The 21,129-nt window shown below is 71.7% G+C and carries 16 protein-coding genes, 1 tRNA gene and 1 pseudogene; 16 read left to right on the forward strand and 2 right to left on the reverse strand.

All coding sequences use genetic code 11. The features are described from left to right. Positions 1 to 168: 168 nt before the first annotated feature. From D6270_RS29235 to D6270_RS29275, 9 genes are all read left to right on the forward strand, one after another. Positions 169 to 3,888 (forward strand): ThuA domain-containing protein, encoded by a 3,720-nt coding sequence (locus D6270_RS29235; RefSeq protein ID WP_109162700.1) that lies wholly within the window; start codon positions 169 to 171, stop codon positions 3,886 to 3,888. A 92-nt stretch (positions 3,889 to 3,980) separates the two neighbouring features. Next, a complete protein-coding gene (locus D6270_RS29240) occupies positions 3,981 to 5,150 on the forward strand; it encodes an inositol-3-phosphate synthase (RefSeq protein WP_204117041.1) in 1,170 nt (389 codons plus the stop codon). Further along, the gene (locus D6270_RS29245) at positions 5,147 to 6,496 is read left to right on the forward strand and encodes an SCO3242 family prenyltransferase (RefSeq protein ID WP_391041009.1); all 1,350 of its coding nucleotides are present in this window, start codon (positions 5,147 to 5,149) and stop codon (positions 6,494 to 6,496) included. The genes D6270_RS29240 and D6270_RS29245 overlap by 4 nt, the downstream gene beginning before the upstream one ends. Then, positions 6,493 to 7,368, forward strand: coding sequence for a sugar phosphate isomerase/epimerase family protein (locus tag D6270_RS29250; protein ID WP_109162699.1), 876 nt, complete (start codon positions 6,493 to 6,495; stop codon positions 7,366 to 7,368). Before D6270_RS29245 ends, D6270_RS29250 begins: the two co-directional genes overlap by 4 nt. Next, on the forward strand, positions 7,362 to 8,054 hold the full coding sequence (locus tag D6270_RS29255) for an EboA domain-containing protein (RefSeq protein WP_109162698.1): 693 nt from the start codon (positions 7,362 to 7,364) through the stop codon (positions 8,052 to 8,054). The genes D6270_RS29250 and D6270_RS29255 overlap by 7 nt, the downstream gene beginning before the upstream one ends. Continuing rightward, positions 8,054 to 8,902: a TatD family hydrolase gene (locus D6270_RS29260; RefSeq protein ID WP_109162697.1), complete on the forward strand. Its 849-nt coding sequence runs from the start codon at positions 8,054 to 8,056 to the stop codon at positions 8,900 to 8,902. Before D6270_RS29255 ends, D6270_RS29260 begins: the two co-directional genes overlap by 1 nt. A 4-nt stretch (positions 8,903 to 8,906) precedes the next feature. After that, on the forward strand, positions 8,907 to 10,082 hold the full coding sequence (eboE, locus tag D6270_RS29265; RefSeq protein WP_109162696.1) for a metabolite traffic protein EboE: 1,176 nt from the start codon (positions 8,907 to 8,909) through the stop codon (positions 10,080 to 10,082). Continuing rightward, positions 10,079 to 11,473 carry an alkaline phosphatase family protein gene (locus D6270_RS29270; RefSeq protein WP_109162695.1) on the forward strand — a complete coding sequence of 465 codons (1,395 nt, stop codon included), beginning with the start codon at positions 10,079 to 10,081 and terminating at the stop codon, positions 11,471 to 11,473. The genes eboE and D6270_RS29270 overlap by 4 nt, the downstream gene beginning before the upstream one ends. Positions 11,474 to 11,537: 64 nt before the next feature. After that, positions 11,538 to 12,632, forward strand: a complete 1,095-nt coding sequence (locus D6270_RS29275) for a sugar phosphate isomerase/epimerase family protein (RefSeq protein ID WP_109162694.1) — start codon at positions 11,538 to 11,540, stop codon at positions 12,630 to 12,632. Between the two features lie 68 nt (positions 12,633 to 12,700). On the opposite strand, the gene D6270_RS29280 is transcribed toward D6270_RS29275, so the two are convergent. Beyond that, complete coding sequence (locus D6270_RS29280; RefSeq protein WP_109162693.1) at positions 12,701 to 14,002, reverse strand: DUF2254 domain-containing protein; 1,302 nt, start codon at positions 14,000 to 14,002, stop codon at positions 12,701 to 12,703. A 110-nt stretch (positions 14,003 to 14,112) separates the two neighbouring features. Between D6270_RS29280 and D6270_RS29285 the strand changes: the two genes are divergently transcribed. Next, positions 14,113 to 14,200 (forward strand) — tRNA-Leu (locus D6270_RS29285). Between the two features lie 87 nt (positions 14,201 to 14,287). Here the strand turns inward: D6270_RS29285 and D6270_RS29290 are convergent. Beyond that, on the reverse strand, positions 14,288 to 14,647 hold the full coding sequence (locus D6270_RS29290; RefSeq protein WP_109162692.1) for a hypothetical protein: 360 nt from the start codon (positions 14,645 to 14,647) through the stop codon (positions 14,288 to 14,290). Between the two features lie 295 nt (positions 14,648 to 14,942). Here D6270_RS29290 and D6270_RS29295 point away from each other — a divergent pair, with 295 nt between their 5' ends. The 6 genes and pseudogenes from D6270_RS29295 to D6270_RS29320 all read left to right on the forward strand — a co-directional run. After that, entirely contained in the window at positions 14,943 to 15,959 is a 1,017-nt protein-coding gene (locus D6270_RS29295; RefSeq protein WP_109162691.1) for a LacI family DNA-binding transcriptional regulator, read from the forward strand. Beyond that, positions 15,956 to 17,524 (forward strand): sugar ABC transporter ATP-binding protein, encoded by a 1,569-nt coding sequence (locus tag D6270_RS29300; RefSeq protein WP_109162690.1) that lies wholly within the window; start codon positions 15,956 to 15,958, stop codon positions 17,522 to 17,524. Before D6270_RS29295 ends, D6270_RS29300 begins: the two co-directional genes overlap by 4 nt. After that, positions 17,514 to 19,469: an ABC transporter permease/substrate-binding protein gene (locus D6270_RS29305; protein WP_109162689.1), complete on the forward strand. Its 1,956-nt coding sequence runs from the start codon at positions 17,514 to 17,516 to the stop codon at positions 19,467 to 19,469. The genes D6270_RS29300 and D6270_RS29305 overlap by 11 nt, the downstream gene beginning before the upstream one ends. A gap of 44 nt (positions 19,470 to 19,513) precedes the next feature. Next, on the forward strand, positions 19,514 to 20,440 hold the full coding sequence (locus tag D6270_RS29310) for a ribokinase (RefSeq protein WP_109162688.1): 927 nt from the start codon (positions 19,514 to 19,516) through the stop codon (positions 20,438 to 20,440). Then, the gene (rbsD, locus tag D6270_RS29315; RefSeq protein ID WP_109162687.1) at positions 20,437 to 20,826 is read left to right on the forward strand and encodes a D-ribose pyranase; all 390 of its coding nucleotides are present in this window, start codon (positions 20,437 to 20,439) and stop codon (positions 20,824 to 20,826) included. Before D6270_RS29310 ends, rbsD begins: the two co-directional genes overlap by 4 nt. 75 nt (positions 20,827 to 20,901) lie before the next feature. Next, a pseudogene (locus D6270_RS29320) lies at positions 20,902 to 21,116 on the forward strand (AAA family ATPase); the annotation flags it as partial. Positions 21,117 to 21,129: the final 13 nt, after the last annotated feature.

A 21,129-nucleotide genomic window follows, 5' to 3' on the forward strand; every position in this document is an offset into this window, starting at 1 on the left:
CACAAGGGCTTTCCGTCCCGGACGAACAGGTCTACCGTCCACCACGTGTACACGACATGACTCGCGTCACCGGGGTCACCCCCGTCCCTGGTGACGCACGCGCGGCAGTCCCCGCGCGGCACGGCAGCACCACCCGCCCGTACAACCGGCACTCTCCGGAGGACCCACGTGCACAGAACCAGAAAGCGGCTCCTGGCCCGGCCCCGCGTCCGCAAATCGCTCGCCCTCTTCACCGGCGGCCTGCTCGCCGCGGCGACCCTCACCCTCGGCTCCGCCCCCGGTGCCACCGCCCACCCCGGCCACCCCGAACACGAGGCGCCAGCCGCCGAGGACTTCCAGCAGGTCACCCTGGCCAAGGGGGCGGAGGAGACCGGTGAGCCCATGTCGCTCGCCGTCCTCCCCGACCGCAGCGTCCTGCACACCGCGCGCGGCGGCGAGCTCCGCATCACCGACAGCGCCGGCAACACCAGGATCTCCGGCACGCTCCCCGTGTACACGCACGACGAGGAAGGCCTCCAGGGCATCGGCGTCGACCCCGACTTCGCCGAGAACCGGGCCATCTACCTCTTCTACGCACCCCCCATGGACACCCCGGCGGGCGACGCCCCCGAGACCGGGTCCGCCGCCGACTTCGCCAAGTTCGACGGTGTCAACCGGCTCTCCCGCTTCGTGCTCAACGAGGACGGCACCCTCGACACCGCCAGTGAGAAGAAGGTCCTGGACGTTCCCACCTCGCGCGGTATCTGCTGCCACGTCGGCGGTGACATCGACTTCGACAAGGACGGGAACCTCTACCTCTCCACCGGCGACGACACCAACCCCTTCGCCTCCGACGGCTACACACCGATCGACGAGCGCCCCGACCGCAACCCGGCGTTCGACGCCCAGCGGACCTCCGGCAACACCAACGACCTCCGCGGCAAGCTCCTGCGCATCAAGGTCGCCGAGGACGGCTCGTACACCATCCCCGAGGGAAACCTCTTCGAGCCCGGCACGGACAAGACCCGCCCCGAGATCTACGCGATGGGCTTCCGCAACCCGTTCCGCTTCTCCGTCGACAAGGCCACCGGCATCGCGTACGTCGGAGACTACGGCCCCGACGCCGGTGCGGCCGACCCCAAGCGCGGCCCCTCCGGCCAGGTGGAGTTCGCCCGGGTGACCAAGGCCGGCAACTTCGGCTGGCCGTACTGCGTCGGCGACAACGAGCCGTACATCGACTACGACTTCGCCACCAAGGCCTCCGGCGCCGCCTTCGACTGCGCCAAGCCCAGGAACGAGTCGCCGAACAACACCGGCCTCGTCGACCTGCCCCCGGCCGAGGCCGCGTGGATCCCGTACGACGGCGGCTCGGTGCCCGAGTTCGGCTCCGGCTCCGAGTCCCCGATGGGCGGACCGGTCTACCGCTACGACGAGGACCTCGACTCCCCGGTCAAGTTCCCCGAGGCCTACGACGGCGACTTCTTCGCCGGTGAGTTCGGCCGCCGGTGGATCAAGCGCATCGAACAGGACGCGGACGGCACCGTCCAGTCCATCAACGACGTGCCGTGGTCCGGTACGCAGATCATGGACATGGCCTTCGGCCCGGACGGGGCGCTCTACGTCCTGGACTACGGCCTCGCCTGGTTCGGCGGCGACGAGAACTCCGCGCTCTACCGCATCGAGAACGCCACCGGAGGCCGCTCACCCATCGCCGAGGCCTCGGCGAACAAGACCTCCGGCACCGCACCGCTGAAGGTGAAGTTCTCCTCCGCCGGCACCGCCGACGGCGACGGCGACCCGTTGACGTACGCCTGGGACTTCGGCGACGGCGGAACCTCCACGGCCGCCAACCCGACGTACACGTACAAGAAGAACGGCACCTACGTCGCGACCCTCACCGCCGAGGACCCGACCGGGCGCACCGGCTCCGCCAGCGTCCACATCACCGTCGGCAACACCGCCCCGACCGTGGAGCTGGTGCTCCCCGAGGACGGGCAGCTCTTCGAGTTCGGTGACTCCGTGCCGTTCAAGGTGAACGTCAGCGACCCGGAGGACGGCACCATCGACTGCACCAAGGTCGAGGTCAAGTTCACCCTGGGCCACGACAGCCACGGCCATGACATCACCACCGAGCACGGCTGCGAAGGCACCATCAAGACCGCCATGGAAGGCGGTCACGACCCCAACGCCAACATCTACGGCGGGATCTCGGCCTCCTACACCGACAACGGCGGTGGCGGCCAGGCCAAGCTGACCGGCAGGGACCAGGCGCGCCTCCAGCCCAAGCACCGGCAGGCCGAGCACTTCGACGACTCCTTCGGCGTCACCACGCCGAGCAAGTCCAGCGCGCACGGCGGTAAGACCGTCGGTGACATCCACAACGACGACTGGATCTCCTTCAAGACCTACGTCCTCGGTGGCACCACCAAGCTCACCGCCCGTATCTCGTCCGCCGGTTCGGGCGGCTTCCTCGAAGTGCGCGCCGGATCGCCCACCGGCAAGATCCTCGGCTCCGGACCGGTCCCGGTGACCGGCAGCTGGGACACCTTCCAGGACATCGACATCCCGCTGCGCGGAGCCCCCAAGAAGAAGACCGACCTCTTCCTCGTCTTCAAGGGCGGCGACGGCGCGCTGTTCGACATCGACGACTTCGAGCTGTCGAACACCCCGGTCGACAAGACCGCCAAGCGCGTCCTGGTCTTCTCCAAGACCGCCGGATTCCGCCACGACTCCATCCCGGCCGGCATCGCCGCACTGAAGGAGATCGGCAAGGACACCAACATCACGGTCGACTCCACCGAGTCCGCCGCCCAGTTCACCACCAGCAACCTCGCCCGCTACGACGCCGTCGCCTTCCTCTCCACCACCGGTGACGTCCTCAACGCCGACCAGCAGAAGGCGTTCGAGAACTACGTGGCCACCGGCGGCGGTTACGTCGGCATCCACGCGGCCGCCGACACCGAGTACGACTGGGAGTTCTACGGCGGCCTGGTCGGCGCCTACTTCGACTCGCACCCGCAGATCCAGCCGGCCACCGTCCGCGTGGAGGACCACGACCATCCGGCCACCGCGCACCTGGACGAGGAGTGGGAGCGCACCGACGAGTGGTACAACTACCGCTCCAACCCCCGGGACAAGGCCAAGGTGCTGGCCACCCTGGACGAGACCACCTACACCGGCGGCAACATGAAGGGGGACCACCCGATCTCCTGGTGCCAGACCTACCAGGGCGGCCGCTCCTTCTACACCGGCCTCGGCCACACCAAGGAGTCCTACGCGGAGACGGCCTTCCGCCAGCACCTCTCCGGCGGCCTGCGCTACGCCACCGGCCAGGTCAAGGCCGACTGCAAGCCGAACAAGGACTACCGGCCCCTCTTCAACGGCAAGACGCTGGACGGGTGGAAGCAGGCCGGCCCCGGCAAGTTCTCCATCAGCGACGGCGCCCTGCACTCCGAGGGCGGCATGGGCCTGCTCACCTACCAGGCCAAGGAGCTGAAGGCGTACTCGCTCAAGCTGGACTGGAAGATGGCCGGTGACGACAACTCCGGTGTCTTCGTGGGCTTCCCGGAGTCCGACGACCCCTGGTCGGCCGTGAACAACGGCTACGAGATCCAGATCGACGCCACCGATGCCGCCGACCGCACCACCGGCGCCGTCTACGGGTTCAAGTCGGCCAACATCAAGGCCCGTGACCGCGTCCTGCGGCCGCCGGGCCAGTGGAACAGCTACGAGATCAAGGTCCAGGGCGAGCGTCTGCAGATCTTCCTCAACGGAGCGAAGATCAACGACTTCACCAACACCGACCCGGCCCGCAGCCTGAAGAACGGCTACATCGGACTCCAGAACCACGGGCCCGACGACCACGTTTCCTTCCGCAACATCCAACTGAAGGAGCTGCCCTCGAAGTAGGGCGGCCACCTCTGCCGACGGCGGACGGGGCAGGCACCGACCCCTTCCCCGCCCGCCGTCCTCCACCTCTTCATCCCCCAGGGAGGCAGCCCGTGACCGCACATGCCGATCGTGAACGCCGTACGGAGAGTCCAGACCGCACGGGCGCCCCAGGCCCCCGTACCGGCGTCTGGTTCATCGGAGCGCGCGGCTCCGTCGCCACCACCGCCACCGCGGGGTGCGCCGCCATCGCCGCGGGCCTCCACCCGCCGACCGGCATGGTCACCGAGACGCCCCCCTTCGCCGACAGCGGCCTGCCGCCCCTGACCTCGCTGGTCTTCGGCGGCCACGACACCCTGGACTGCCCGCTCGCCAAACGGGCCGAGGCGCTCGCCGAGGGCGGTGTGCTCCCGCACCGCCTCCCCACCGCCGTCCGCGCCGAACTCGACGCGGCCGACGCCGAGATACGCCCCGGCGGACCGCTCCCCGGGGAGACCCGCACCGACCAGGAACTCATCGCCGCGTTCGCCGCCGACCTCACCGACTTCGCCCACCGCCACGACCTGGCCCGTACGGTCGTCATCAACGTCTCCTCCACGGAGCCCGCCCCCGGTCCCGACGACCCCCGGCTCCCCGCCAGCTCGCTCTACGCCGCGGCCGCCCTCCGGGCCGGCTGCTCCTACGCCAACTTCACCCCCTCGACCGGCCTGCGCACCCCCGCCCTGGCCGACACCGTCGACTCCTGCGGGCTTCCCCACGCCGGACGCGACGGCAAGACCGGCCAGACGCTGCTCCGTTCCGTGCTCGCCCCGATGTTCCTCCAGCGCGCCCTGCCCGTACGGGCCTGGTCCGGGTCGAACCTGCTGGGCGGCGGGGACGGGGCGGCGCTGGCCGACCCGGCGGCGGCCGCCGCCAAGAACGCGGGCAAGGAACGAGTCCTGGCCGACACGTTCGGCACCGCCCCCGAGGGCGAGGTCCACATCGACGACGTGCCCGCGATGGGGGACTGGAAGACGGCCTGGGACCACATCGCCTTCGACGGTTTCCTCGGCTCCCGCATGATCCTCCAGACCATCTGGCAGGGCTGCGACTCGGCCCTCGCCGCCCCGCTCGTCCTGGACCTCGCCCGGCTGCTGGCCCGCTCGCACGAACTGGGACTGAGCGGGCCCCGGCCGGAGCTGGGCTTCTACTTCAAGGACCCGGACGGCGGCACCTCGGCCGCACTCGCCGAGCAGTACGCCACCTTGCTGGCCTTCGCCGAGCGGCTGCGGGGCAAGGCGTGAGGTGGCGACTGCGGCTGCTGTCGGCGCTCGGGGCGCTCCCCGCCGGGCTGCGGGCGGCACCGGCGGGGCTGAACGGCCACGCCGTACGGGGCGGGGCACCGGCCACCGCCCCCGAAGACGGCCTGTCCGGTGCGGGTGGGACTGCGCCCGCACCGGACAGGCACCCACCGTCCCCCGGTAGCGGGAGAGGGGACACCGTGCGTGCCTGGACCGAGCTGTTCCGGGTCTCCGCACTGTTCTCCGTGCCGGGTGACGCACTGGCCGGGGCGGCGGCGGTGGGCCGCAGCCCCGGCCGGGGCACCGCACTCGCGGTCGGCGCCTCGCTCTGCCTGTACGAGGCGGGGATGGCGCTCAACGACTGGGCGGACCGGGAGGAGGACGCCGTGGACCGCCCGCACCGGCCGATCCCTTCGGGCCGCATCAGCCCGCAGGCCGCCCTGGGCGCGGCCGGTCTCCTCACGGCGGCGGGCCTGGCCCTCGCGGCCCGGGCCGGTCGCCCGGCGCTGACGGTTGCCACGGGCCTGGCCGCCACGGTCTGGGCCTACGACCTCCACCTCAAGCACACGAAGGCGGGCCCGGCGGCGATGGCGGTGGCCCGCTCCCTGGACCTGCTGCTGGGGGCGTCAGCCACGGCCACGGCGGGGGCGCCCGCCGGCAGGGGCCCGAGGCCCGGAGCACGCACCGCGCGTCCGGCGCGTGGCGGGACCGTACGGCTCACCGCCATCCCCGACAACGTTGCCGCACCGCACCGTCCGGCGCTCGGCGCCCTGGCCGCCGCACTCCCCGCAGCCCTGGTGCTCGGGGCGCACACGTACGGCGTCACCGCCGTGTCCCGCCACGAGGCGCAGGGCGGGTCCACCGCCGTACCGCTGGCGGTCCTGGCCACGACGACGGCTCTGGGCGCGGCGGTGCTCGCGGTGGACCGGGGGCGGCGCACGGGCGGGACCGCAGTGCCGGGGGTACCGGGGCAACCGGAGCCTGGCGCGGGCGGCCTCGGGGCCCTTCCCCCGGCACACCAGGGCCAGGCCGTCGTGCCGGTACCGGGCACGACCGGGCTTCCCCCGGCGCGCCTGGCCACGACCGGCCTCACCGCCTCCACCCTCACCTCCCTCCTGCTCACCGCGTTCACCGGCGCCTACCTCCGTACCGCCGGACCACCCCTCCTGCACGCCGCCCTCAACCCGTCCCCGTCCCTCACCCAGCGGGCGGTCGGCGGCGGGATCCGGGCCATGATCCCGCTCCAGGCCGCGCTGGCCACCCGGGCCGGTGCACCCCGCTCCGGTCTCGCCGTCATGGCGCTCGTCCCCCTGGCCCGCGCCCTCTCCCGGAAGGTGAGCCCCACATGACCCTCCACCTCGGCTACGGCACCAACGGGCTCACCGACCTCCGCCTCGACGACGCCCTCGGCCTCCTCGCGGACCTCGGGTACGACGGCGTCGGCCTGACCCTCGACCATATGCACCTGGACCCCCTAGCCCCCGGCCTCGCCGAACGCACCCGCGAGGTCCGGCGCAGGCTCACCTCCCTCGGGCTCCGGGTCACCGTCGAGACCGGCGCCCGCTATGTCCTGGACCCGCGCCGCAAGCACGGCCCCTCCCTCCTCGACCCGGACCCCGAGGCCCGCGCCGCCCGCACCGCGCTGCTCGTCCGTGCCGTGGACGTGGCCGCCGAACTCGGCGCGCACGCCGTCCACTGCTTCAGCGGCATCACCCCACCGGCCACCTCCACGGACACCGCCTGGAAGCGCCTGACCGAGGCGATCACCCCGGTACTCGACGCCGCCGACCGCTCGGGCATCCCCATCGCCGTCGAACCCGAGCCCGGTCACCTCCTCGCCACCCTCGCCGACTTCCACCACCTCCGCGCCCTTCTCGGCGACCCGGCCCCCCTCGGCCTCACCCTCGACATCGGCCACTGCCAGTGCCTGGAGGAGGCGTCCCCCGTGCAGTGCGTCCAGGACTCCGCCCCCTGGCTCCGGCACGTCCAGATCGAGGACATGCGGCGCGGCGTCCACGAGCACCTCCCGTTCGGCGACGGGGAGATCGACTTCCCGCCCGTGCTCGCCGCCCTCGCCGCCGCCGACTACCAGGGCCTCACCGTCGTCGAACTGCCCCGCCACTCCCACGCGGGCCCCGAACTCGCCCGCACCTCCATCGGTTTCCTGCGCGACGCCATGCAGCAGGCCCCCGCGAAGAAGAAAGGGGGAGCACCGTGCTGAAGTCCCGCAAGGAACTCGACGCCGAACTCGACGCGGCCGCCCGCACCTGGCTCGCCGAGGCCCTGGCCGAGGCAGCACACGCCGCAGCGCCCCGCGAGCCCGCACGAGCCGGGAGCGCGGGTGCCGAGACCGCCCGCGCCGAAGGCACCGGCGACGCCGCGACCTCCCCGTACGCCTCTCCTCCCTGGGAGCTCCGCTACGCCGCCGCCGGCCGCCACTGCGGAACGGCCCACGCCGACTCCGTACGCTCCCTCCTGCTCATCGAGGCGCGTGCCCCGCTGCCCTCCGTCACCCGGCTCTACGAACAGGGCACCGCCGCCGAACGCCGCGCCGTCCTCCTCACCCTGGACCGCCTCGACCTCGGCGCAACGGCCCTCCCGCTCGTCGAGGACGCTCTGCGCACCAACGACACCCGGCTGGTGGCCGCCGCCGTCGGCCCGTACGCCGCCGCCCACCTCGATCCGCACGCCTGGCGTCACGCCGTACTGAAGTGCCTCTTCACCGGGGTGCCGCTGGATACCGTCGCCCGGCTCGGCGAGAGGGCCCGAGGGGACGACGAACTCGCGCGCATGCTGAGCGACTTCGCCGCCGAGCGGACCGCCGCCGGCCGTGACGTCCCGGCCGACCTTGACACCGCCCTCGGTCTTGCCCGCACCACCCCTGCCGCCCCCACGGAGGAGTCCTGATGCGCATCTTCGACCCCCACATCCATATGACGTCCAGGACCACGGACGACTATCAGGCGATGTACGACGCGGGCGTCCGCGCCCTCGTCGAACCCTCCTTCTGGCTCGGCCAGCCCCGCACCTCGCCCGCCAGCTTCTTCGACTACTTCGACGCCCTCCTCGGCTGGGAGCCCTTCCGCGCCTCCCAGTACGGCATCGCGCATCACTGCACGCTCGCCCTCAACCCCAAGGAGGCGAACGACCCCCGCTGCACCCCCGTCCTGGACGCGCTGCCGCGCTACCTCGTCAAGGACTCCGTCGTCGCCGTCGGCGAGATCGGCTACGACTCCATGACCCCGGCCGAGGACCACGCGCTGGCCGCCCAGCTCCAGCTCGCCGCCGACCACGGGCTGCCCGCCCTCGTCCACACCCCGCACCGCGACAAGCTCGCCGGTCTCCACCGCACCATCGACGTCATCCGCGAATCGCACCTCCCCCTGGAGCACGTCCTCCTCGACCACCTCAACGAGACCACCGTAAAGGCCGCCACCGACAGCGGCTGCTGGGCCGGTTTCTCCATCTACCCGGACACCAAGATGGACGAGGACCGCATGGTCACCATCCTCAAGAACCACGGCACCGAGAAGATCCTCGTCAACTCCGCCGCCGACTGGGGCAAGAGCGACCCGCTCAAGACCCGCAAGGTCGCCGACGCGATGCTGAAGGCCGGGTTCACCGAGGACGACGTCGACCAGGTCCTGTGGCGCAACCCCGTGGCCTTCTACGGCCAGAGCGGCCGGCTCCAGCTGGACGTCCCCGCCCCCGACTCCCTCCACGAGGGCAACTCCATCCTGCGCGGCGGGGAGTGAGGCCATGCGCTTCCGCCACCCGGACGGAACCGTCGTCCACCTCTCGTACTGCACCAACGTCCACCCCGCCGAAACCCTGGACGGCGTCCGCGCCCAGCTCCGCGACCACTGCGAGCCGGTCCGCCGGCGCCTGGGCAGGGACCGGCTCGGCATCGGCCTCTGGCTGGCCAGGGAGGCCGCCCGCACCCTGATCAACGACCCCGCCGAACTCCGCGCGCTCCGCGCCGAACTCGACAGCCGGGGGCTCGAAGTGGTCACCCTCAACGGTTTCCCGTACGAGGGGTTCGGCGCCGACGAGGTCAAGTACCGGGTCTACCGCCCGGACTGGACCGAACCCGAGCGGCTCGCCCACACCACCGACCTGGCCCGGCTGCTGGCCGCCCTCCTCCCCGACGACGTCACCGAGGGCACCATCTCCACGCTCCCGCTGGCCTGGCGCACCCCCTATGACACGGACCCCGGGGCCGCCCGCACCGCGCGCGCCGCCCTCACCACGCTCGCCCAGCGCCTGGACGCCCTCGCCGAACTCACCGGCAAGTCGATCCGGATCGGCCTCGAACCGGAGCCGGGCTGCACCGTGGAGACCACCGCCGACACCATCGCCCCGCTCACCGACGTCGGCCACGAACGCATCGGCATCTGCGTCGACACCTGCCACCTGGCGACCTCCTTCGAGGAGCCGGACACCGCACTCGACGCCCTGGCCGCAGCGGGCATCCCGGTGGTCAAGTCCCAGCTCTCCGCCGCCCTGCACGCCGAACACCCCCACCTGCCCGAGGTCCGCACCGCGCTCGCCGCCTTCGCCGAACCCCGCTTCCTCCACCAGACCCGTACACGCACGGCCGCCGGGCTGCGCGGCACCGACGACCTGGACGAGGCCGTCACCGGCCGGGCGCTCCCGGACTCCACCCCATGGCGCGCCCACTTCCACGTACCCCTGCACGCGCCGCCCGCGCCCCCGCTCACCTCCACGCTGCCCGTGCTCCGCGCCACGCTCGCCCGGCTCGTCGGGGGAGCGGTGCCGCTGACCCGGCACCTGGAGGTGGAGACGTACACCTGGCAGGCGCTGCCCGCCGAACTGCGGCCCCGCACCCGTACACAACTCGCCGACGGCATCGCCGCCGAACTCACCCTCGCCCGCGACCTCCTGGTCGACCTCGGCCTCAAGGAGCTGCCATGACCGACGGAACAGGGCGCCGCCCCACCCCCCTCCTCGTCCTCGACGTCGTCGGCCTCACCCCGCAGCTCCTGGCCCATATGCCGAACCTCACGGCGCTCGGGAAGCAGGGCGCGCGGGCCCCCCTCTCCACCGTCCTGCCCGCCGTCACCTGCGCCGCCCAGTCCACCTTCCTCACCGGCACCATGCCCTCCGAGCACGGCATCGTGGCCAACGGCTGGTACTTCCGCGAGCTCGGCGACGTCCTGCTCTGGCGCCAGCACAACGGCCTCGTCGAGGGCGACAAGCTCTGGGACGCGGCCCGCCGAGCCCACCCCGGCTACACCGTCGCCAACATCTGCTGGTGGTACGCGATGGGCGCCGACACCGACTGGACCGTCACCCCGCGCCCCGTCTACTACGCCGACGGCCGCAAGGAACCCGACTGCTACACCCGGCCGCCCGCCCTGCACGACGAACTGACCGAGAAACTCGGCACGTTCCCCCTCTTCCACTTCTGGGGCCCCGGCGCCGACCTGGTCTCCTCCCAGTGGATCATCGACGCCACCCGCCACATCATCACCACCCGCACCCCCGACCTCGCGCTCTGCTACCTGCCCCACCTCGACTACGACCTCCAGCGCTACGGCCCCGACGACCCCCGCTCCCACCGGGCCGCAGCCGACCTCGACCGGGCGATCGCCCCGCTGCTGGACGACGCCCGCGCCGAAGGCCGTACCGTCGTCGCGCTCTCCGAGTACGGCATCACCCGCGTCAGCCGCCCCGTCGACATCAACCGGGCGCTGCGCCGGGCGGGCCTGCTGGAGGTGCACACGCAGGACGGCATGGAGTACCTGGACACGATGGCCTCGCGCGCCTTCGCCGTCGCGGACCACCAGCTCGCCCACATCTACGTACGCCGCCCCGAGGACCTGGAAGTGGTCCGGGAGGTGCTCGCGGAGCTGCCCGGCATCGACCAGCTGCTGGACGACGAGGGCAAGAAGGCGCACCACCTGGACCACCCCCGCTCCGGAGAGCTGGTGGCCGTGGCGGAGAAGGACGCCTGGTTCACGTACTACTACTGGCTGGACGACGCCCGCGCCCCCGACTTCGCGCAGCTCGTCGAGATCCACCGCAAGCCCGGCTACGACCCCGTCGAGCTCTTCATGGACCCCGAGGACCCCTACGTACGGCTCAAGGCCGTCTCGGCGGTCGCCCGCAAGAAGCTCGGGATGCGCTACCGCATGGCGGTCGTCCCCCTGGACCCCTCACCTATTCGCGGCAGCCACGGCCGCCTCCCCGAGAGCGACGACGAAGGTCCGCTCATCCTCTGCTCCACCCCCCACGCGTTCACCGACCGGGTCAGGGCCACCGAGGTGAAGTCCCTGCTCCTCCAGCTTGCCGGACTGCACTGACAACGCCCCGGCACCGCACTGCTCACCCCACGTCACCCATGTCACCCAAGGGAGTCACGCGAACATGAGCCGCATCTCCAAGGACACCGAACTCGCCCGCAGACTGAGCCGCCGCAACATCCTCGGTGTCGCCGCCGGGGCGACCGCCGCCACGATCATCGGCACGGCGAGCGCCCAGGCCGCCGGCCGGGACCACGCGCAGGGACCCGGCAAGGGCCACGGTCACGGCCCCGGCCACGGCCATGGTCATGGCCACGGAAAGGGCAAGCCCGTCCTGCCCCCCGGCCGCCTGGGCATCCAGCTCTACAGCCTCCGCGACCAGGTCTCCACGCTCGGCTTCGGCCCCGTCTTCAGCGAGCTGGAGAAGTACGGCTACGACGAGATCGAGTTCGCGGGCTACACCCAGGGCTCGGCGGGCCCCATCACCCTCGCCCAGCTCAAGCGGCTGGCCAAGGACCACGGCCTCAACCCGATCGGCAGCCACGTCGGCTACTACGACGACAACAACCCCGGCGCCTACACCTTCGCCCAGAACCTGGAGAAGGTCCTGGACGACGCCCAGGCCCTCGGCCTCAAGCACATCGGCACGGCCTCCGGCCCGTTCCGCTACGGCTCCACGGTGGACGGCTGGAAGCGGGCGGCCGACGACTTCAACAAGTACGGGGCCGCCGCCCGTAAGCGCGGGATGAAGTTCTACCAGCACAACCACGCCGAGGAGTTCTCCTTCGCGACGGACAAGCCGAACGTGCGCCTCTACGACGTCCTGCTCGCCGAGACCGACCCGGACCTGGTCTACCTGGAGCTGGACATCTACTGGGCGTACTGCGCCCAGTTCCGCTTCTCGAAGCGCGTGGACGGCACGAAGGCCCCGCTGGACCCGCTGAAGTACGTCCTCAAGCACCCCGACCGCTACCCGCTCTTCCACGTCAAGGACGGCGTCCGCGACGACACGACGCGCGACGGCTACCGCATGTCGGACGTGGGCGACGGGGACATCGACTACAAGACGTTCCTCTCGAAGGTGACCAGCCGCACCCACCACGGCCGCACCTACCACCACTGGCAGGCCGAGCACGACAACCCGGTGGACTCGCTCGCCTTCGCCCGGAAGTCCAGTGAGCACCTGCACTCCCTGAAGGCGGGCCGCTGCGGCGACTGACACGCGCCGGACACGGGGCCGGCCCGCCGGAGCCATTCCGGCGGGCCGGCCCTACTGCCGCCCGCGCGCTACCCGATGCCCTGCCTGTCCGGAAGCAGCGCGAACTCCCGGTCGGCGGCCACCGGAACGGTCCGCTCCACGGTCTGGACGAGCAACTCGCGGTGCCGTACCAACGGCTGCTTCCGCTCCTCCGGCGCAAGCAGCAGCAGATCATCCAGCCCCGCCAGCAGCCGCCGCGACACCTGCGGGCTCCCGGCCACGCACCAGCGGATCTCCTCGAAGGCGAGATCCACCAGGTCGTCCCAGGCCGGCCCCTCCTGCACCAGCCGCACCCGCCCCGACCGGTCCCGGTGGTGCACGGTCCCCAGCGGCAGGTCCACCACGGCCGCGAGGAACTGCACGATCCGGTCCAGGCACTGGACGGCGGTGGTCGGATCGTTCACGGAGGTCGACAGGGCCCGCAGCGCGATGTCGACCAGCTGACGCAAGCCGAAGGACAGATCCTGGTGCAGGGTGCGCTCCACCCCGACGGACACGGCGTACCGCAGCCGACGCGACGGCGCGTCTCCACCGTGGACGGCGACCACCGGCGTGCCCGGCACCACGAAGTCCCCGATCCGGGGGATCAGCCGCAGCACCACGTCCTGCCGCCGAGCGGCCCGGACGAGCCGCGCCGTGTTCACGTCCCGCAACACCCCGGCCCGCCCCTGGTACACCACCCGCCCGGTCTCCGGCCCCAGCCCCTCGGCCCCGCCCGGACCCCGGGGCATCCGCCCGAGCACCCGGAACGAATCGCGCGCGATCCTGTCGACGACCGGCCCGACCTGCATGAGCCGCAGCGTCGCACTGACATAGACGACGAACAGCAGCAGGCTCAGCCCGACGAGAACCAGCGTGAGCAGGCTCTGCAGCAGCGGGACCGAGACCACCCGGCGCGGGTCGGCCTCGCTCTCGTACGAGGTCAGGACCAGCAGCGAGAACAGGAACGTCGCGAGGAACACCGTCATCGTGAGCTTGCTGATCCGGCTCCGGACGAAGATCCGCACCACCCGGGGTGTCAGCTGCCCGCTGGCCATCTGTACCGCGACCAGCGAGATGCTGAACACCACACCGATGAAGGTCATCATCGCCGAGCTGATCGTGGTGACGATCGTCTTCGCGTCCTGGACGAAGGAGATCAGGCTGCCGAGCTCGTCGTAGGCCTCCTCCCGCTGGAGAAACCGGACGATCTCATCGTCGACCTCGGAAGCGACCAGCCACAGCGCGAACACACAGACGAACCCCATGGTCGGGGCGAACCAGAAGGTGTCGCGCAGATGCTCGCGCAGGGGAGACAGCGGACGGGGCCGGCGGTAGCCACGATCACTCATGGACGCGAAGGTAGCCCTGACCACCGGATATGCAGGTGAAAGGCGCGTCGAACCCCTGGTATTGTTTTCCATGTCGCCGCGGGGAACACGCCGCGAACGACAGACACCTTGTCCGGGTGGCGGAATGGCAGACGCGCTAGCTTGAGGTGCTAGTGCCCTTTATCGGGCGTGGGGGTTCAAGTCCCCCCTCGGACACCAGCAAGACCCCACTTCGCGTGGGGTCTTCTGCTTTGCCGGGCCGAGCCGGTGGCGTGATCCGACGGTGTGCGGGCGCTGCGGAACCGGTCAGCCGGCGGAGAACCACGTGGCCGACGCCAGGACCAGGGGTACCGGGCAGGCCAGGGCTCCCAGCAGAAGGCTGCGCACGTCACCGGACATACGGCGCACCGTCGGTGCCCGGCAGACCGCGACGAGCATGCCCGCGCCACCGCACAGGACCGTGGAGCAGCTGAGCAGGAAGCTTCCGACCGGTGCACCCGCCGCCGCTCCCCACAGCACTGTCACCCCGACCAAGGCGCACAGCCAGGAGGCGGACAGCGACGTGAGCAGCCAGAGCACCGCGGAGAGCGCCACCACACCGGGGCGCCTGGGCGGAGGAGGGGTGCGTGCCGACCGGTAGGGGGCGTCGTACGCGCGGGGATCCATGGTCTGATCCTCGCCAGGGGCCCGCCGTCCGGGCATGAGGCGCATGACCCGATCCGGCACGGCTTCGTACTCACTTCAGCGGTCGCGGCACGCGCCGGGCGGCATGATCAGCCCGGCACGCAGCCCAGCCCCGTCCCGCCGCTCCCGTCACGATCCGGTCTCGGACGCGGAGGGGGGTCTTGTTTTCAGCCGTGTAATCGATTCCAATCGTCCCTGTAATCGATTCCATGGCGTCGTGCGAGCGGTCCGCCCCTGGTTTCGAGGTGTACGGAACCCACAAGGAGGTGGTCCGGACATGGCGAGCATCAAGGATGTCGCGGCCGCGGCGGGTGTGTCCGTCGCGACGGTCTCGCGGGTGCTGAACAGCCATCCGTCCGTCAGTGCGGAGGCGCGTGCCCGCGTTCTCGCCGCCGTCGACGGCCTCGGCTACCGGCCCAACGCCGTGGCCCGCTCGCTGCGCACCGCGCAGACCCGCACCCTCGGCCTGGTCATCAGTGACGTACTCAATCCGTACTTCACCGAGCTGGCCCGCTTCGTCGAGGAGGAGGCCCGCGCGCTCGGCTACAGCGTCATCATCGGCAACGCCGACGAGCGGCCCGAGCTCCAGGACCACCACATCCGCACGCTCATCGACCGCAGGATCGACGGGCTGCTCGTCTCACCCGCCGACGGCGGCTCCCCGCTGATGCGGGAGGTCGCCCTGGGCGGTACGCCGATGGTCTTCGTGGACCGCTGGATCCCCGGCATCGACGTGCCCGTCGTCCGGGCCGACGGTACGGGCGCGGTCAAAGACCTGGTCGCGCATCTGCACGGGCTCGGCCACCGCAGGCTCGCGATCATCGCCGGGCCCGCGGCCACCACCACCGGCAACGAGCGTGTCGAGGCCTTCCGGGACGCGATGGGGGAGCTCGGGCTCGCCCTGCCCGACGCCTACATCGGACAGGGCGACTTCCAGGCCGCCAGCGGACGGCGGGCCACCGAGGGGTTCCTCGCGCTGCCCGAGCCGCCCGAGGTCGTCTTCGCCGCCGACAACCTGATGGCGCTCGGCGCGCTGGACGCGATCCGGGCCCGGGGGCTGCGAGTTCCCGGCGACATCGCGCTCGCGGCCTTCGACGACATCCCGTGGTTCGTCCACACGGATCCGCCGATCACCGCCATCGCCCAGCCGACCGCGGACCTGGCCCGCGCCGCCGTACGCGCGCTGGCCGACCTGATCGAAGGACGGACCCCGCAGTCCGTCACCCTGCCCGCCCGTCTCGTCGTACGCCGCTCGTGCGGACAGGACGCGACCGACCAGAGGAGCGACCGGTGACCGCACCGGAGAAGCAACTGGTGCACCACGCCGATGAATTGCTGCGTATCGAAGGTCTGCGCAAGACCTTCCCCGGCGTGGTGGCGCTCGACAACGTCGACTTCGACCTGCGCAGAGGCGAGGTCCATGTCCTGCTCGGCGAGAACGGCGCCGGAAAGAGCACCCTCATCAAGATGCTCTCCGGCGCCTACCGCCCCGACCGTGGCCGAATCCTCGCCGAGGGCCGCGAGGTGCGCATCAACAACGCGCAGGACGCCGAAGGGCTCGGCATCGCCACCATCTACCAGGAGTTCAACCTGGTCCCCGACCTGACGGTGGCCGAGAACATCTTCCTCGGCCGCCAGCCGCGCCGCCTCGGTCTCATCGACCACCGGCGCATGCGGGCGGACGCGGAGAAGCTGCTGCGCCGGGTCGGCGTCGACGTGCGCCCGGACGCCAAGGTCCGTGAACTGGGCATCGCCCGGCTCCAGATGGTCGAGATCGCCAAGGCTCTCAGCCTGGAGGCGCGCGTGCTCATCATGGACGAGCCGACCGCCGTGCTGACTTCGGAGGAGGTCGACAAACTCTTCGCGATCGTCCGGCAGTTGCGTGCGGACGGCGTCGGGATCGTCTTCATCACCCACCACTTGGAGGAGATCGCCGCGCTCGGTGACCGCGTCACCGTTCTGCGCGATGGCCGCAGCATCGACCAGGTGCCCGCCTCCACACCCGAGGACGAGCTCGTCCAGCTCATGGTCGGCCGCAGCATCGACCAGCAGTATCCGCGCGAACGCCCTGACACGGGCGAGGTGTTGCTGTCCGTCCGGGGGCTCACCCGGGACGGTGTCTTCCGCGACATCAGCTTCGACGTGCACGCCGGTGAGGTCGTCGGCCTCGCGGGACTCGTCGGCGCAGGCCGTACGGAGGTGGCGCGCGCGGTCTTCGGCGCCGACCCGTACGACGCGGGCACCGTCGACGTACGCGGAGAGCGCCTCGCCCGGCACGACGTGCCCGCCGCGATGGGCGCCGGGATAGGCCTCGTACCGGAGGACCGCAAGGGGCAGGGGCTGGTTCTCGACGCCTCCGTACAGGAGAACCTCGGCCTGGTCACCCTGCGTTCCGCGACCCGCTCCGGGCTGGTGGACCTGAAAGGCCAGCGTACGGCGGCGGCCCGCATCGCGAAGCAGCTCGGCGTCCGCATGTCCGGCCTCGGCCAGCACGTCCGCACCCTCTCCGGCGGCAACCAGCAGAAGGTCGTCATCGGCAAGTGGCTGCTGGCCGACACCCGGGTGCTCATCCTCGACGAGCCCACCCGGGGCATCGACGTCGGCGCCAAGGTCGAGATCTACCAGCTCGTCAACGAGCTCACCGCATCCGGCCACGCCGTCCTGATGATCTCCAGCGACCTGCCCGAGGTCCTCGGCATGAGCGACCGGGTGCTGGTCATGGCCCAGGGCCGGATCGCCGGCGAACTCCACGCCGACGAGGCCACCCAAGACGCCGTCATGGCCCTCGCGGTCTCCACCGCCGGCACCCACGAACACCCCGCACCGAAGAACGAAGAGGAGGGCCCCCGTGGCCACTGAGACACTCAAGAGTGACACGGGCGCAGGTGGCACTTCCGTGATACGCCGCGTCCTGCTCGACAACGGCGCGCTCAGCGCCCTGGTCGTCCTGGTGGTGGCGATGTCGCTGCTCTCCGGCGACTTCCTGACCACGCAGAACCTGCTGAACGTCGGCGTGCAGGCGGCCGTCACCGCCATCCTCGCGTTCGGCGTCACCTTCGTCATCGTCTCGGCGGGCATCGACCTCTCCGTCGGCTCGGTGGCGGCCCTGTCCGCCACGGTCCTGGCCTGGTCGGCGACGTCCGCCGGGGTCCCGGTCGCCCTCGCGGTCGTGCTCGCGATCGTCACGGGTATCGCCTGCGGCTTCGTGAACGGCGCCCTCGTCTCGTACGGCAAACTCCCGCCGTTCATCGCTACGCTGGCCATGCTCTCGATCGCCCGCGGCCTCTCGCTCGTCATCTCGCAGGGCAGCCCGATCGCGTTCCCCGACTCCGTCTCCCGGCTCGGCGACACCCTCGGCGGCTGGCTCCCCGTCCCGGTCCTCGTGATGATCGCGATGGGCCTGATCACCGCCCTCATCCTCGGGCGCACCTTCATCGGCCGCTCCATGTACGCCATCGGCGGCAACGAGGAGGCGGCCCGGCTCTCCGGTCTCCGGGTCAAGCGCCAGAAGATCGTCATCTACGCGCTCTCCGGCCTCTTCGCCGCCGTCGCGGGCATCGTCCTGGCCTCGCGCCTCGTCTCCGCCCAGCCGCAGGCCGCCCAGGGGTACGAACTCGACGCCATCGCCGCCGTCGTCATCGGCGGCGCCAGCCTGGCCGGCGGGGTGGGCAAGGCGTCCGGCACCCTGATCGGCGCGCTCATCCTCGCCGTACTCCGCAACGGCCTCAACCTCCTCTCGGTCTCCGCGTTCTGGCAGCAGGTCGTCATCGGCGTCGTCATCGCCCTCGCCGTCCTCCTCGACACGCTGCGCCGCAAGGCCGGTTCGGGCGCGGCCTCCTCGGCCGGAACAGCCCCCGGCGCACCGGGTTCCGGGCGCAGGGGCGCGCTCAAGTTCGCCGGTGCGGCCCTCTCCGTGGCCGTCGTCGTCGGCGGGGTGTCCTACTTCAACTCCGGTTCGTCCGGCGGCACGACGAAGGTCGGCATGTCCCTCTCGACGCTCAACAACCCCTTCTTCGTGCAGATGAAGGACGGCGCACAGGCCGAGGCCAGGAAGGCGGGCATCGACCTCACCGTCACCGACGCCCAGAACGACGCCTCGCAGCAGGCCAACCAGCTCCAGAACTTCACCAGTTCGGGAGTCTCGTCCATCATCGTCAACCCGGTGGACTCCGACGCCGTCGGCCCGGGTGTCCGCAGCGCCAACAAGGCCGACATCCCCGTGATCGCCGCCGACCGCGGCGTGAACAAGGCCGACACCGCCACCCTCGTCGCCTCCGACAACGTGGCGGGCGGCAAGCTCGCCGCCGACGCGCTGGCCGACGAACTGGGAGGCAAGGGCAGCATCGTCATCCTCCAGGGCACGGCGGGCACCTCCGCCAGTCGCGAGCGCGGAGCGGGCTTCGCCGAAGGGCTCAAGGCATACCCGGACATCAAGGTGGTCGCCAAGCAGCCCGCGGACTTCGACCGCACCAAGGGCCTGGACGTCATGACCAACCTGATCCAGTCACACCCGGGCATCACCGGCGTCTTCGCCGAGAACGACGAGATGGCGCTCGGCGCGGTCAAGGCGCTCGGCAGCAAGGCCGGCAAGTCCGTGTCGGTCGTCGGCTTCGACGGCACCCCGGACGGCCTGAAGGCCGTGGAGGCCGGGACGCTGTACGCGTCGGTGGCCCAGCAGCCCAGCGAGCTGGGCCGGATCGCGGTGCAGAACGCCGTGAAGGCGGCGAAGGGCGACACGGTCGAGAAGACGGTGAAGGTGCCGGTCAAGGTGGTCACCCGCGAGAACGTCGCCGACTTCTCCTGACCCCGGCTCCCGGCCCCCGAGCGACGAAAGCAGGAAGCAGAGATATGCACGACAACGCCTCCGGCGACGACCGTTACGACCTCCTGGTGGTCGGCTCGGCCAACGCCGACCTGGTGATCGGCGTCGAACGCCGCCCCGCCCCCGGCGAGACGGTCCTCGGCTCCGACCTGGCCGTCCACCCGGGCGGCAAGGGAGCCAACCAGGCAGTCGCGGCAGCCCGGTTGGGAGCCCGTACGGCGCTGCTCGCCCGGGTCGGCGACGACGACCACGGCCGTCTGCTGCTGGAGAGCCAGCGCGCGGCGGGCGTGGAGACCGGCGGCGTCCTGGTCGGCGGGGCCCCGACCGGTGTCGCGCTGATCACCGTGGACCCCTCGGGCGACAACAGCATCGTGGTGTCCCCGGGCGCCAACGGCCGCCTCACCCCCGAGGACGTGGCTGCGGCGGCCCCGCTGCTCGCGGACGCGCGGGTGGTCTCCGTACAGCTGGAAATTCCCCTGGAGACGGTCGCGGAGACAGCGCGCGGCCTGGCCCCCGGGGCGCGCCTCGTCCTCAACCCGTCCCCGCCCGCCCCCCTGCCCGACGAGGTCCTGGCCGCCTGCGACCCGCTCGTGGTCAACGAGCACGAGGCGCGGTTCATGCTGGGCGCGGCTGCGGGCCGGACCCCGCACGACTGGGCCCCGGCCCTCCTCGCGCTCGGCCCGCGCTCGGTCGTGATCACCCTGGGCGCGGCGGGGGCGCTGGTGGCCGACGGCCGGACGGACTCCCTGGACCACCTGGTCAGCCCGAAGGTGGAGGCCGTCGACACGACGGGGGCCGGGGACGCGTTCACCGCTGCCCTGGCCTGGCGCCTGGGCCGGGGCGACGACCTGCGCGAGGCAGCGGCCTTCGCGGTACGGGTGGGGGCGGCGGCGGTCACGTCGCGGGGTGCCCAGGCGTCCTTCCCGACTCCGGCGGAGGTCGACGCGCTGTGAAGAAGTCCGGCATCCTCAACCGCCACCTGGCCGGAGCCATCGCCGAACTCGGCCATGGGGACACCGTGTTGATCTGCGACGCGGGCATGCCGATCCCACCCGGCCCCCGCGTGGTCGACCTCGCCTTCCGCGCCGGGACCCCGTCGTTCGCCGAGGTGCTGGAGGGCCTTCTCGACGAGCTGGCGGTGGAGGGTGCGACGGCGGCCCTGGAGGTCCGCGACGCCAACCCGGAGGCCACGGCGCTCCTGGACGGCCGCTTCCCCCGGCTGGAGCTGATCCCGCACGACGAGCTCAAGGCGCGCACATCGGCCGCCCGCCTGGTGGTACGGACGGGGGAGGCACGGCCGTACGCGAACGTGCTGCTGCGGTGCGGGGTGTTCTTCTGAGGGCAGGCTGACGACTCGTGGGCGGGCCGCACCCCGGTGTGGGGTGGGGCCCGCCCACGAGAAGAAGCCTGGCCGATCGTGGTGGTCCGTACCCGTCCGGACCGGGGCCGTCGGGACGCCGCGTGGGCTCTGCTCGCCCGGGCGCTGGAGAGCGGGCCCCCGGACCTGTGGTCGTCCCCGCGACCACCCTCGCCACGCTCCGGCAGCAGGACTGGGATGTCCCGGCCGCCATCGAACACCTCGCCGGAGTCGTCTCCCTGTCCTGGCCCACCGCTCGGCCGGCCGCCCGGACGGTCATCGTCC

This window comes from Streptomyces griseus subsp. griseus (genome assembly GCF_003610995.1).
In the GTDB taxonomy this organism is placed as follows: Bacteria; Actinomycetota; Actinomycetes; order Streptomycetales; family Streptomycetaceae; genus Streptomyces.

Bases quoted from the DNA above. Each gene is read 5' to 3' on its own strand.
- D6270_RS29250 (WP_109162699.1), top strand. From the start codon at position 6,493: ATGACCCTCCACCTCGGCTACGGCACCAACGGGCTCACCGACCTCCGC.
- D6270_RS29260 (WP_109162697.1), top strand. From the start codon at position 8,054: ATGCGCATCTTCGACCCCCACATCCATATGACGTCCAGGACCACGGAC.
- eboE (WP_109162696.1), top strand. From the start codon at position 8,907: ATGCGCTTCCGCCACCCGGACGGAACCGTCGTCCACCTCTCGTACTGC.
- D6270_RS29270 (WP_109162695.1), top strand. From the start codon at position 10,079: ATGACCGACGGAACAGGGCGCCGCCCCACCCCCCTCCTCGTCCTCGAC.
- D6270_RS29275 (WP_109162694.1), top strand. From the start codon at position 11,538: ATGAGCCGCATCTCCAAGGACACCGAACTCGCCCGCAGACTGAGCCGC.
- D6270_RS29280 (WP_109162693.1), bottom strand. From the start codon at position 14,002: ATGAGTGATCGTGGCTACCGCCGGCCCCGTCCGCTGTCTCCCCTGCGC.
- D6270_RS29290 (WP_109162692.1), bottom strand. From the start codon at position 14,647: ATGGATCCCCGCGCGTACGACGCCCCCTACCGGTCGGCACGCACCCCT.
- D6270_RS29295 (WP_109162691.1), top strand. From the start codon at position 14,943: ATGGCGAGCATCAAGGATGTCGCGGCCGCGGCGGGTGTGTCCGTCGCG.
- D6270_RS29310 (WP_109162688.1), top strand. From the start codon at position 19,514: ATGCACGACAACGCCTCCGGCGACGACCGTTACGACCTCCTGGTGGTC.